The 12,299-nt window shown below is 71.4% G+C and carries 13 protein-coding genes; 11 read left to right on the top strand and 2 right to left on the bottom strand.

Annotated features, from left to right (window positions below; all coding sequences use genetic code 11):
* The first annotated feature begins 23 nt into the window (after positions 1-23).
* The 8 genes from rpsD to aroB all read left to right on the top strand — a co-directional run bounded on the left by rpsD (position 24) and on the right by aroB (position 8,714).
* Positions 24-653: a 30S ribosomal protein S4 gene (rpsD, locus tag Csp2054_RS09810; protein WP_096899127.1), complete on the top strand. Its 630-nt coding sequence runs from the start codon at positions 24-26 to the stop codon at positions 651-653.
* A gap of 126 nt (positions 654-779) precedes the next feature.
* Complete coding sequence (locus Csp2054_RS09815; protein ID WP_096899128.1) at positions 780-962, top strand: hypothetical protein; 183 nt, start codon at positions 780-782, stop codon at positions 960-962.
* A gap of 62 nt (positions 963-1,024) precedes the next feature.
* A complete protein-coding gene (alaS, locus tag Csp2054_RS09820; RefSeq protein WP_096899129.1) occupies positions 1,025-3,682 on the top strand; it encodes an alanine--tRNA ligase in 2,658 nt (885 codons plus the stop codon).
* A gap of 2 nt (positions 3,683-3,684) precedes the next feature.
* On the top strand, positions 3,685-4,134 hold the full coding sequence (gene ruvX, locus Csp2054_RS09825) for a Holliday junction resolvase RuvX (RefSeq protein WP_096899130.1): 450 nt from the start codon (positions 3,685-3,687) through the stop codon (positions 4,132-4,134).
* Between the two features lie 86 nt (positions 4,135-4,220).
* A complete protein-coding gene (gene mltG / locus Csp2054_RS09830; protein ID WP_141399215.1) occupies positions 4,221-5,729 on the top strand; it encodes an endolytic transglycosylase MltG in 1,509 nt (502 codons plus the stop codon).
* A gap of 71 nt (positions 5,730-5,800) precedes the next feature.
* On the top strand, positions 5,801-7,021 hold the full coding sequence (gene aroC, locus Csp2054_RS09835) for a chorismate synthase (protein ID WP_096899132.1): 1,221 nt from the start codon (positions 5,801-5,803) through the stop codon (positions 7,019-7,021).
* Positions 7,018-7,608: a shikimate kinase gene (locus Csp2054_RS09840; RefSeq protein WP_411897148.1), complete on the top strand. Its 591-nt coding sequence runs from the start codon at positions 7,018-7,020 to the stop codon at positions 7,606-7,608. The genes aroC and Csp2054_RS09840 overlap by 4 nt, the downstream gene beginning before the upstream one ends.
* Positions 7,605-8,714, top strand: coding sequence for a 3-dehydroquinate synthase (gene aroB / locus Csp2054_RS09845; protein ID WP_411897149.1), 1,110 nt, complete (start codon positions 7,605-7,607; stop codon positions 8,712-8,714). The genes Csp2054_RS09840 and aroB overlap by 4 nt, the downstream gene beginning before the upstream one ends.
* Before the next feature lie 24 nt (positions 8,715-8,738).
* On the opposite strand, the gene Csp2054_RS09850 is transcribed toward aroB, so the two are convergent.
* Together Csp2054_RS09850 and Csp2054_RS09855 are read right to left on the bottom strand one after the other, a co-directional pair.
* Positions 8,739-8,933 (bottom strand): hypothetical protein, encoded by a 195-nt coding sequence (locus Csp2054_RS09850; protein WP_096899133.1) that lies wholly within the window; start codon positions 8,931-8,933, stop codon positions 8,739-8,741.
* Positions 8,933-9,229, bottom strand: a complete 297-nt coding sequence (locus tag Csp2054_RS09855) for a hypothetical protein (RefSeq protein WP_096899134.1) — start codon at positions 9,227-9,229, stop codon at positions 8,933-8,935. Before Csp2054_RS09855 ends, Csp2054_RS09850 begins: the two co-directional genes overlap by 1 nt.
* 149 nt (positions 9,230-9,378) lie before the next feature.
* On the opposite strand from Csp2054_RS09855, the gene Csp2054_RS09860 reads away from it, so the two are divergent.
* The 3 genes from Csp2054_RS09860 to nusB all read left to right on the top strand — a co-directional run bounded on the left by Csp2054_RS09860 (position 9,379) and on the right by nusB (position 12,257).
* Entirely contained in the window at positions 9,379-11,067 is a 1,689-nt protein-coding gene (locus tag Csp2054_RS09860) for an ABC1 kinase family protein (RefSeq protein ID WP_096899135.1), read from the top strand.
* A gap of 138 nt (positions 11,068-11,205) precedes the next feature.
* The gene (gene efp, locus Csp2054_RS09865; protein WP_096899136.1) at positions 11,206-11,769 is read left to right on the top strand and encodes an elongation factor P; all 564 of its coding nucleotides are present in this window, start codon (positions 11,206-11,208) and stop codon (positions 11,767-11,769) included.
* 11 nt (positions 11,770-11,780) lie between these two features.
* On the top strand, positions 11,781-12,257 hold the full coding sequence (gene nusB / locus Csp2054_RS09870) for a transcription antitermination factor NusB (protein ID WP_096899137.1): 477 nt from the start codon (positions 11,781-11,783) through the stop codon (positions 12,255-12,257).
* Positions 12,258-12,299: the final 42 nt, after the last annotated feature.

A 12,299-nucleotide genomic window follows, 5' to 3' on the forward strand; every position in this document is an offset into this window, starting at 1 on the left:
AGTTCAGTACAGAAAAGGACCCTGTGTCTACCAAGTCCCGCTCCCGTAGCAAGACCCGCCTCTCCCGCGCGCTCGGCATCCCGCTGACCCCGAAGGCGGCCCGCTACCTCGAGAAGCGCCCCTACGGCCCCGGTGAGCACGGCCGTACCCGCCGTCGTGCGGACAGCGACTACGCCGTCCGCCTCCGTGAGAAGCAGCGTCTGCGCGCCCAGTACGGCATCCGCGAGAAGCAGCTCCGCATCGTCTTCGAAGAGGCCCGCAAGACGAAGGGCCTGACCGGTGAGAACCTGGTCGAGCTCCTCGAGCAGCGCCTCGACGCCCTCGTGCTCCGTGCCGGCTTCGCCCGCACCACGGCGCAGGCCCGTCAGATGATCGTGCACCGCCACATCCTCGTCGACGGCAAGCTCGTCGACCGTCCGTCCTTCCGCGTGAAGGAGGGGCAGCTCATCCACGTGAAGCAGCGCTCCGAATCCCTCGAGCCGTTCCAGGTCGCCGCCGCCGGTGGGCACCAGGAAGTCCTGCCGAAGGTCCCGGGCTACCTCGAGGTCGAGATCGACAAGCTCCAGGCACGTCTCGTGCGTCGCCCGAAGCGAGCCGAGGTCCCCGTGACCTGTGAAGTGCAGCTCGTCGTCGAGTACTACGCAGCGCGCTGATCACCTGATCACCCACGAACGGCGGGTCGTCCTCTCAGAGGGCGGCCCGCCGTTCCGTGTCCCCGCTCAGCACCGCCACTAAGCTTGTCGGGCGTGCACACCACGCACGCGAGAGGGAGAGGCACCGTGAAGCAGCTGTTCTTCGTCGCCGTCGGCGTCGTCATCGGGTTCGTCGTCGCCCACCAGGTCGCGAACACGCCCGCCGGCGCTCGCTTCTTCGCCGACGTGAACGCGCGGACGAAGGCCTTCGCCGACGCGGTCGCCGACGGGTACAAGTCCCGCGACGCCGAGCTCCGCACCGACGTCTGAGCCCGGTCACCGACCGCCGCACGTCCTCCTCGCACGCACTCGACCTGAAACCAGGAAGCACCATGCAGACCGCAGAGATCCGCCGCCGTTGGCTCCAGTTCTTCGGCGACCGCGGGCACACCGTCGTCCCGTCCGCGTCGCTCGTCTCGGACGACCCGTCACTCCTCTTCACGGTGGCTGGCATGGTGCCGTTCATCCCGTACCTGACCGGACTGGTCCCGGCGCCGTACCCGCGTGCCACGAGCGTGCAGAAGTGCATCCGCACGAACGACATCGAAGAGGTCGGCAAGACCCCGCGGCACGGCACGTTCTTCCAGATGAACGGCAACTTCTCGTTCGGCGACTACTTCAAGGAGCAGGCGATCCAGTACGCCTGGGAGCTCCTGACGACGCCGGAGTCGGACGGCGGGCTCGGCTTCTCGCCCGACGACCTCTGGGTGACCGTCTACGAGGAGGACGACGAGGCGATCGCCTTCTGGAAGCAGCACTCGTCGCTGCCGGACGACCGCATCCAGCGGCTCGGCAAGGACACCAACTACTGGTCGACCGGTCAGCCCGGTCCGGCCGGGCCCTGCTCCGAGATCTTCTTCGACCGCGGCCCGGCGTACGGGATCGACGGCGGCCCCGCCACCGACGACGACCGGTACGTCGAGATCTGGAACCTCGTGTTCATGCAGTACCAGATCGCCGACGTCCGGTCGAAGTACGACTTCGCGATCACCGGCGAACTGCCGAACAAGAACATCGACACCGGCATGGGCCTGGAGCGCGTCGCCTTCATCAAGCAGGGCGTCGACAACATGTACGAGATCGACCAGGTCCGCCCGGTCCTCGACAAGGCGGCGGAGGTCTCGGGCCGGACCTACGGTGCGGTGCACGAGGACGACGTGCGGATGCGGGTCATCGCCGACCACGTGCGTTCAGCGCTGATGCTCATCGCCGACGGTGTGTCCCCGTCGAACGAGGGCCGCGGGTACATCCTCCGCCGGCTCCTCCGCCGCACGGTGCGCGCCATGCGCCTGCTCGGCGTGGAGGGTGCGACGTTCCCGCAGCTGTTCCCGGCGTCGCGCGACGCCATGAAGGACGCCTACCCGGAGGTGGCGGAGGGCTACGACCGCATCGCCCGCATCGCCTACGCGGAGGAGGAGACCTTCCTCCGCACGCTGGCGCAGGGCACGACGATCCTCGACGTCGCGGTCGAGCGAGCGAAGGCGGACGGGAAGCCCGCGATCGGCGGCGACACCGCGTTCCTGCTGCACGACACCTTCGGCTTCCCGATCGACCTGACCCTCGAGATGGCCGAGGAAGCCGGGGTGCAGGTCGATCGCGGCGCGTTCGAGACCCTCATGTCGGAGCAGCGGGCCCGGGCCAAGGCCGACGCGAAGAGCAAGAAGACCGCCCTCGCCGACCTCAGCGTCTACAGCGCGTTCCGGGCGAAGGGCGAGACGACGTTCCTCGGCTACGACGCGCTCGAGGCCGAGACGAACGTCCTCGGGATCATCGTCGGCGGCGTGAGCGTGGACCGGGCGGTGGCGGGCGACATCGCGGAGGTCATCCTCGGCGAGACCTCGCTCTACGCGGAGTCGGGTGGCCAGGACGCCGACCAGGGATCGATCATCGGCAACGGCTTCGACCTCGAGGTGCTCGACGTGCAGCGCCCGGTCGCCGGTCTGTGGAGCCACACCGTCCAGGTGCGGTCCGGTGAGGTCGGTGTGGGTGACGCCGCGACGACCGTGGTCGACGCGGAGTACCGCCGCGGTGCCACGCAGGCGCACTCCGCGACGCACCTCGTCAACGCGGCGCTCCGCGACATCCTCGGCCCGGAGGCGCTGCAGGCGGGTTCGTACAACAAGTCCGGGTACATGCGCCTCGACTTCTCGTGGTCCCAGCCGGTCTCGCTCGAGACCCGCTCCGAGATCGAGGAGGTCGTGAACACCGCGATCCGCTCCGACCTCGAGGTGTCGACCCGGGTGCTGCCGATCGACGAGGCGAAGGCGCTCGGCGCGCAGGCCCTGTTCGGCGAGAAGTACGGCGCCGAGGTCCGCATGGTGGACATCGGCGGCCCCTGGTCGCGCGAGCTCTGCGGTGGCACGCACGTCGCGTCGAGCGCGCAGGTCGGGTTGGTCAACCTGGTGGGCGAGTCGAGCGTCGGGTCGACCAACCGACGCGTCGAGGCCCTCGTCGGGCTCGAGGGCTTCCGCGACCTCGCGGCCGAGCGCACGATCGTCTCCCAGCTCTCGAGCGCGCTCAAGGCGCCGCGTGAGGACCTGCCGACCCGGGTGCAATCCCTCATGGAGGACCTGAAGGCCGCGCAGAAGCGGATCGCCGAGTTCGAGTCGGCGAACCTCCAGCAGCGTGTCCCCACGATCGCCCGACAGGCCACCACGGTCGGCGCGACCACCGTCGTCGCCGCGGCGGTGGAGGACGTGCAGTCCGGCGACGACCTGCGCTCCCTCGCGACGGGCGTCCGGGCGCAGCTCGGCACCGGTGCGGCGGTCGTCGTGCTCGGCGCGGTGGTGAGCGGCAAGCCCGTGGTCATCGTGGCGACGAACGACGCTGCCCGTGCTGCCGGTGTGCAGGCGGGTCCGCTCGCCAAGGAGGCGGCTGGTGTGCTGGGCGGCGGCGGTGGCGGCAAGCCGGACCTCGCGCAGGGTGGTGGCACCGACGCTGCGGCACTGCCGGCGGCGCTGCGGGCCGTGACCGACCGCCTGGCGGCCTGACCGTGCCGGTCCGTCCCGGGCGTCGGCTCGGTGTCGACGTCGGGCGCGCCCGCATCGGCGTCGCGGTCTGCGACCGGGACGGCCTGCTGGCGACGCCCGTCGAGACGGTGCGCCGCGACGACGCCTCGGACCTCCGTCGCATCGTCGAGATCGCCGACGAGTACGACGTGCTCGAGGTCGTCGTCGGGTTGCCGCTGTCCATGTCGGGCGGCGACACCCCGTCGACCGCGGACGCGCGTGCCTTCGCGGAGCGCATCGCCCGACACCGTCCGGTACGACTCGTCGACGAACGGCTGTCGACCGTGACCGCCCAGCGCGGGCTGCACCAGGCAGGTCGGAACACCAAGAAGTCCCGCGCCGTGATCGACCAAGCGGCCGCTGTTATCATCTTGCAACACGCGCTCGACCACGAGCGTGCGTCCGGTGCCCCTCCCGGGGCCGAGCTCCCCTGACGGACGAGCCCCCGAAGCGGGCTCCGACCGACCTTCCCCGAAGTGGTGCCCAGGCGGAGTCCCCGAACGAGAGACCAGAGGATCCGTTGGCAGACGAGCTGGACTGGAACGCGATCATCTCGCCCGCGGGCGGCGCCGAGCGGCGACGGGACGGAGACGGCGACGACGCCGCCGACGACCCCCGCCCGGACCGGCCGCTCTCCCGGCGGGAGGCGCGGGCCCGAGAAGCAGCACGTGCAGCCGAGCAGCAGGGCGACACCGCAACGCGAGGTGACGCGGGGCAGCAGGGTGAACCGGCGCAGCAGGAGCACGCGGCGCGGCGTGGCGTGGGGGACGACGGCGGTCGTCCGGTGTCCCCGGCGGACGCTCCGGTGGCGCGCAGCGTCGACGAGCTGCACCCCGAGGTGACCGCCCTGCTCACCGGCGAGCACCGCGTGCCGGCCGACGAGGTGGCGGCCGCGGCAGCAGGCGGCGGTGACCGGCGTGGCGGAGGAGGCCGTGCCTCCCGGGCGGGACGTACGCCGCGTCCGAAGCGCCGACGCGGGCCCCTCATCGCCGGGATCGTCATCGTCGCCGTCGTGATCGCGGCGGGTGTCGGCGGCTACCAGTTCATCGCGCCGAAGATCCAGCAGATCGCGTCGGCCATCGGCGGGGCCCAGCAGTCCGACGACTACACGGGCTCCGGCACCTCGAAGGTGACCATCACGATCAAGCAGGGCGACATCGGCGAGGACGTCGCGAAGACCCTGCAGCGCAGCGACGTCGTGAAGAGCTCGCGGGCGTTCTACAAGCTGCTCCTCGCATCGCCGGACGTGCAGTTCCAGCCGGGCTCCTACGCGCTCAAGAAGCACATGAGCGCCAAGGCGGCCCTCGCGGCGCTCCAGGACCCTGCGAACGCGGTGAAGGCGTCGATCGTGATCCCCGAGGGCACGGCGCTCAAGGACATCGAGGCGGGCATGGTCTCGAAGGCCGGACTCTCCGAGGCCGAGGTCTCCGCCGCGGCGAAGGACCTCTCGAAGTACGGGCTGCCGTCCGGGGTCACGACCCTCGAGGGTTGGCTCTTCCCGGCGACGTACCCGATCAACCCCGGGTGGACCGCGGAGCAGTACTTCCAGTCGATGGTCGACACGATGAAGGAGCACCTGGCCGCCGCCGGTGTGGCGGAGAAGGACCAGGAGCGCGTCGTCATCTTCGCGTCCCTCGTGCAGAAGGAAGCGGGTCTCGCCGCCGACTACCCGAAGGTCGCAAGGGTCTTCCAGAACCGCCTGGACATCGACATGCCGCTCCAGTCCGACGCGACGGTGGCGTACGGCACCGGCAACACGCACCGGGTCACCACGACCGACGCGGAACGCGCCGACGCGTCGAACAAGTACAACACCTACGTGCACAAGGGCCTGCCGCCGGCTCCGATCTCGAACCCCGGGGACCTGGCGATCAACGCGGTGACGAAGATGGCGCAGGGCAAGTGGCTGTACTTCGTGACGGTCAACCTCGAGACGGGCGAGACGGTGTTCTCGGACACCTACGCCCAGCACCAGGTCGCCGTCGCGCAGTTCCAGTCCTGGCTGCGCGCGCACCCCGACTACCAGTAGCCCGGAACCGGCGGGCGGCGGGCGGCGGGCGGCGCGCGTCGCACGTCCGGGGGCTGTGGGAGGATTGGGGCATGCTTCGTTGGTTGACCGCCGGTGAGTCCCACGGACCCGAACTGATCGCGATGCTCGAGGGACTGCCCGCGGGCGTCCCGGTGTCGTTCGAGTCCATCCGTACCGACCTCGCGCGGCGCAAGCTCGGCTACGGCCGGGGCTCCCGCATGAAGTTCGAGCAGGACGAGCTGCACGTGTCCGGCGGTGTCCGGCACGGCTACTCCCTCGGCAGCCCGATCGCGATCCGCATCGGCAACACCGAGTGGCCGAAGTGGGTCGAGGTCATGAACCCCGAGCCCGTCGAACAGACCGACGCCTCGCGGGGCCGGAGCGCGCCGCTCACCCGGCCGCGGCCCGGGCACGCCGACCTGGTCGGGATGCAGAAGTACGGCTTCGACGAGGCCCGGCCGATCCTCGAGCGCGCGAGTGCCCGTGAGACCGCAGCCCGCGTCGCGCTCGGCGCCGTCGCCAAGTCCTTCCTCGCCGAGCTCGGCATGCGCTCGGTCGCGCACACGCTGCAGGTCGGGACGGTCCGCGTGCCCGACGGGACGGCACTGCCGCAGCCCGACGACGTCGACCGGCTCGACGACGACCAGCTCCGCTGCTTCGACGCCGAGACCTCCGCCCGCATGGTGACCGAGGTCGAGGCGGCGAAGAAGGACGGAGACACGCTGGGCGGCGTCGTCGAGGTGCTCTTCTACGGTGTCCCGCCGGGGCTCGGCTCGCACGTGCAGTGGGACCGTCGGCTCGACGCGCGGCTCGCCGCTGCGATCATGGGCATCCAGGCGATCAAGGGCGTCGAAGTCGGCGACGGGTTCGCGACCGCGGCTCGTCGTGGGTCGGCGGCGCACGACGAGCTGTACCGCGAGGACGGCGAGATCGTCCGCACGTCGGACCGTGCCGGCGGCACCGAGGGCGGGATGTCGACCGGGACCGTCCTGCGGGTGCGCGCCGCGATGAAGCCCATCGCGACCGTCCCGCACGCCCTGCACACCATCGACGTGACCACGGGTGAGGACGCGTCCGCGCACCACCAGCGGTCCGACGTCTGTGCCGTCCCGGCCTCCGGCGTCGTGGCCGAGGCCATGGTCGCGCTCGTGCTCGCGGACGCCGTGCTCGAGAAGTTCGGCGGCGACAACGTCGCGGAGACGAAGCGGAACCTCGAGTCCTACCTCGCGTCGATCCCGGAGACCCTCCGCAGCCGCCGGGTGGAGCCCGCGGACACGACCGCCGCCCGGTGAGCGCGCCGGCACCACGAACGGGGCGTCTCGGCGCGCCGGTGGTCGTGATCGGGCCGATGGGCGCCGGCAAGTCGACCGTCGGCAAACGGGTCGCGCGGGCCCTCGGCGTGCCGTTCACCGACACCGACCGGGTCATCGCCCGGGAGCACGGTCCGATCCCGACGATCTTCGCCACCCGCGGCGAGCCGGAGTTCCGGGAGCTCGAGGCCGCTGCGGTGCGCGACGCCGTGCGGACGAACGGTGTGGTCGCGGTCGGTGGTGGTGCGGTGACGCACGCCGCCACCCGTGAAGCGCTGACCGGAGCGCGGATCGTCCTGCTGACCGTCTCCGCCGAGGCGGTCGCGGAACGGATCGCGGGGAGTGACCGGCCGCTCCTGGCGACCGGCGGTCTGGACGCCTGGCAGACCATCCTGGACGAGCGCGCCGCGACCTACGCCGAGCTCGCCCACATCGTCCTGGACACCTCTCGGCGGCCGATGTCCCACGTGGTGGACGACATCGTCGCGTGGGTGCGCGACCAGGAAGACTCCACGACCGGCGGCGCGGAGCCGTCCCACCAGCCCGACCCCACCGGAGGTACCGCGTGAGCGCGACCGTCCCGTCCACCACCCTGCCCGAGGGCACGACCGAGATCCGCGTCGGCGGCGACGACGGGTACGTGGTCGCCGTCGGCACCGGGCTGCTCGGAGCCGTCGCGGCGATCCTCGGCCCGCGCGTCGCGAAGGTCCTCATCGTGCACGCGCCCACGCTCGGCGCCCGTGCGAACGAGCTCCGCCAGCTGCTCGTCGACGCCGGGCTCGAAGCACTCATCGCCGAGGTCCCCGACGCCGAGGGCGCGAAGCGGGTCGAGGTCGCTGCGTTCTGCTGGCAGATCATGGGGCAGTCGGACTTCACGCGGACCGACGCCGTGATCGGGCTCGGCGGGGGAGCGGTCACGGACCTCGCTGGCTTCGTCGCCGCCACGTGGCTACGCGGTGTGCCCTACGTCGCGATCCCGACCAGCGTCCTCGGCCTGGTCGACGCGAGCGTGGGCGGGAAGACCGGCATCAACACGAACGAGGGCAAGAACCTCGTCGGCGCCTTCTTCGCGCCGCGCGCGGTCGTGGCCGACCTCGACCTCGTGCGCTCGCTGCCCCGGAACGAGATCCTCACCGGCTTCGCCGAGATCGTGAAGGCCGGGTTCATCGCCGTCCCGGAGATCCTCGACCTGATCGAGGCCGATGTCGCACGGGTGACCGACCCGACCACGCCGGAGTTCCGCCGGGTCGTCGAACTCGCGATCGAGCTCAAGGCGCAGGTGGTGTCCGACGACTTCACCGAGCAGGGGCGCCGGGAGATCCTCAACTACGGCCACACGCTCGGTCACGCCATCGAGCACGCGGAGCGCTACCAGTGGCGCCACGGCGCGGCGGTCTCGGTCGGGATGGTGTTCGCCGCCGAGCTCGCGCGGCTCACCGGGCACCTCGACGACGCCACGGTCGATCGGCACCGCGCGATCTTGGAGTCGCTCGAGCTCCCGACGACCTACGGCATCGGTCGGTGGGAGGGGCTGCTCGCCACCATGCGTCGCGACAAGAAGGCTCGCGCGGGGATGCTGCGGTTCATCATCCTCGACGGGGTGGGGAAGCCGACGACGCTCGAAGGCCCGGAGGACCACCTGCTCTTCACCGCGTACCAGGAGGTCGGGATCTAGCCGAGCCGCGGACGCCCGCGGGGCTCAGCGCAGGACCCGACGGGTGCGTCGCCACCACCACTTGATCCGCATCGAGACGGTGACGATGCCGGTCCGCTCGGACTCGTACCACTCGGCGAGCGTGGCGCCCTCGACCCATGCGTCGAGGATCGCGTCGTCCTCTGCCGTGCCGTCGATCTTGAAGCGGGGGGCGTCCGGCAGCGGCGTGAACAGTCGCATCAGTGGTCCTCGTCGTCTCGGTCGATCTGCTCGTACCGGTGTCGCCGCAGCGCGCGGCGCGCAAGGTTCCGGTCCGGCTTCGGCGCCCACCGTACGTTCATGAGCCGCTCGAGCACAGTCCTCGAGATGTCGTACTCCGACTGCGTCCTCGAGCGTCGGACGGCCCAGGTCAGGCGCTCCCAGGCATGCGCTCGGTCGACTGCCCGCCGCGACTGGAACGCCCCGAACCAACTGACGACGGCCGCGGCGATCGCCGCGCCCGCGGCGATCACCGCGCCGATGACTGCTGTCTCCATGCCCCGATGCTGGCGACCCGACACCGCACCCGGCGCCCGCGCGAGCCGATCTGTGGAGACCGCGCCGAGCCTCCCGGCTGTGCAGGAGCCGCCACACGGCCCGTGCCTGCACACCCGACGGACCCAGCCCGGAGGAGCACACTGGTCGGGTGCCCACCCCGCCCCGCCTGAGCGACCTCGGTCAGCCCGACGCGGACGTCGGCAGCCTGCGCGTCCGCGGCCGCCGCTTCGCCGAACTGCTCGCCATCGCCCGACGCCACAAGCTCGTCCCGTTCCGACGACTGGACTTCTCGCACGACCCGGAGACGAGTGCACTCCGCCGGGACCAGGCCGAGCACCTGCGCCGGGCGTTGGAGGAGGCGGGCGGCGGGTTCGTCAAGATGGGCCAGCTGCTCTCCACGCGCGACGACCTGCTGCCGGAGGAGTGGACGGAGGGTCTGGCACACCTGCAGCGCGACGTGACCCCGGCCCCGGCCGACGCCGTCGCGGAACTGCTCGCCACCGAGCTGCACGCGCCGGTCGACGAGGTCTTCGCGGCGTTCGACCCGGTCCCCGTCGCGGCCGCCTCGATCGCCCAGGTGCACCGCGCCCGGCTGCACGACGGCACCGAGGTGGCCGTGAAGGTGCAGCGCCCGGGGATCGACGCGGCGGTCCGCCGGGACGTCGACATCGCCCTCCGAGTGGTCCGGTTCCTCGCGCGGACGAGCAGTGAGGCCCGGCAGGTCGGCGTCGTCGACGTGGCGAAGCAGTACGCCGCGGACCTCGTGAAGCAGGTCGACTTCTCGTCGGAGGCGCGCAACCTCGCCGCGCTCCGCGCCGCCCAGGCCAGGAGTGCCCGGCCCGACGAGGTGTACCTGCCGGTCCCGTACCCGGAGCTGTCCGGCCGCCGGGTGCTCGTGATGGAGTTCCTCGAGGGCGACACGCTCAGCGCGCTGCGCGCGCAGCGCTCCGACCGCGACCTCGACGCGCCGATGCGCGCGATCCTGCGGGCGTTCCTCCGGCAGGTCGTGTTCGACGGGCTGTACCACGCGGACCTCCACCCCGGGAACGTCGTGCTCCTGCCCGACGGTCGTCCCGCGTTGATCGACTTCGGTTCGGTCGGGAGGCTCGACCCGGGTCTCCGGGACACGGTCCAGGAACTGCTGGCCGGCTACCTCCAGGACGACACGTCGCGCATCGCCGACAACGTGCTGCGGATGGCGCCGGTCCGCGACCCGGCGGACGAGGCCGACTTCCGTCGCGACATCGCGCGGTTCGTGGCCGACGAGCTCGGCCCGGGCGCCCGGATCGGCGTCGAGACGGTCGACGACGCGGTGGAGGTGTTCGGCCGCTACCGGCTGAAGCCGCCGCCGGACTTCGTCGCCGCGGCCCGGGCGCTGGCGATCTTCGAGGGGACCCTGCGCACACTGGCGCCGTCGTTCGACCTGCTCGAGGAGTCGCGGGACCTCGCGAAGCAGCAGATCCGCGACCAACTCCGGCCCTCGGCGCTGCGCGACGTCGCGGTGCGCGAGCTCTTCGGCGTCGTGTCGGCCGCGCGCAAGCTGCCGCGGCGGGTCGACCGGATCACCGAGGCCCTCGAGACCGGACGGCTCACCGTCAACATCCGGTTGTTCGGGGACCGCTCGGACCGGCGGCTCGTCACGGGGCTCGTCCGGCGGATCCTGCTCGTCGCCCTCGGCGCCGGGGCCGGGGTGCTCGCGATCGTGTACCTCACGCTCCCGGCTCGTCCGACCGCGACGTTGCCGACCGGTGTGGCGGGCGGGCTGCTCGGCGGGACGGCCACGTTCCTGCTCGTGTGGGCGGCGATCGACGCGTGGCTGGCGCGGCGGCGGGACTGACCGCGGGGTCGGGTGCCTCCGGGGCCCGCCGCACGGGTCCGCTACACTCGTCGGGGCGTCGCGCCGATCCGGTGGACGACGACCACGGCGGACGATCCGTCCGCGAGACCTTCACAACACCATCGAACGGGAAGACCCATGGCCAGCACCACTGACATCAAGAACGGCGCCGTTCTCATCATCGACGGCCAGCTCTGGTCGGTCGTCGAGTTCCAGCACGTCAAGCCGGGCAAGGGCGGCGCGTTCGTCCGCACGAAGCTCAAGAACGTCGTCTCGGGCAAGGTCGTCGACCGCACCTTCAACGCGGGCGCGAAGATCGACACCGCCACCGTGGACCGCCGCGACTACCAGTACCTGTACCAGGACGGCGACTCGTACGTGTTCATGGACACCGACACGTACGACCAGATCCCGGTCTCGGAGACGGTCGTCGGCGACGCCAAGAACTTCCTCCTCGAGTCCGCGATGGTCACCATCGCGATGAACGAGGGCAACCCGCTCTACATCGAGCTGCCGACGTCGATCACCACCGAGGTCGAGACCGAGCCGGGCCTCCAGGGCGACCGCTCCTCCGGCGGCACGAAGGACGCGACCATCATCGCGACCGGCCACCGCATCCAGGTCCCGCTCTACCTCGAGAGCGGCACCACCGTGAAGATCGACACGCGCGACGGCAGCTTCCTCGGCCGCGTCAACAACTAGGCGCTCGCCACATGAGTGCTCGTTCGAAGGCCCGCAAGCGCGCCCTCGACATGCTGTACGTCGCGGAGGTCCGTGACCTGCCGATCGCGGACGTCCTCGCCACCGAGACCGTCCGCCACCTCGACCAGCCCGAGCGGGCGTCGAGCTGGGACTACGCACGGCAGATCGTCACCGGGGTCGACGAGGCGCGGCACGAGATCGACTCCGTGATCGTCGACCACGCCCAAGGGTGGTCGATCGCCCGCATGCCCGTGCTCGACCGCTGCATCCTGCGCATGGGCGTCTGGGAGCTCCGGTTCAACGCCGAGGTCCCCGACGCCGTCGCGATCGCCGAGGCCGTCGAGCTCGCCCAGTCGCTCTCGACGGAGGAGTCCGCCGGGTTCGTCAACGGCGTGCTCGGTGCCGTCGCCGGGGGCCGCGCGCCCGGTGCCCGGCAGACCACTCCACCGTCCGGTCGGACGGTCGCAGGGGACCAGGAGTCCCGGTAGGGTTGTCCACGTCAGCGTCCTTTAAGTCCGTCCGGTGAGGCG

Source organism: Curtobacterium sp. 'Ferrero' (assembly GCF_002412165.1).
In the GTDB taxonomy this organism is placed as follows: Bacteria; Actinomycetota; Actinomycetes; order Actinomycetales; family Microbacteriaceae; genus Curtobacterium.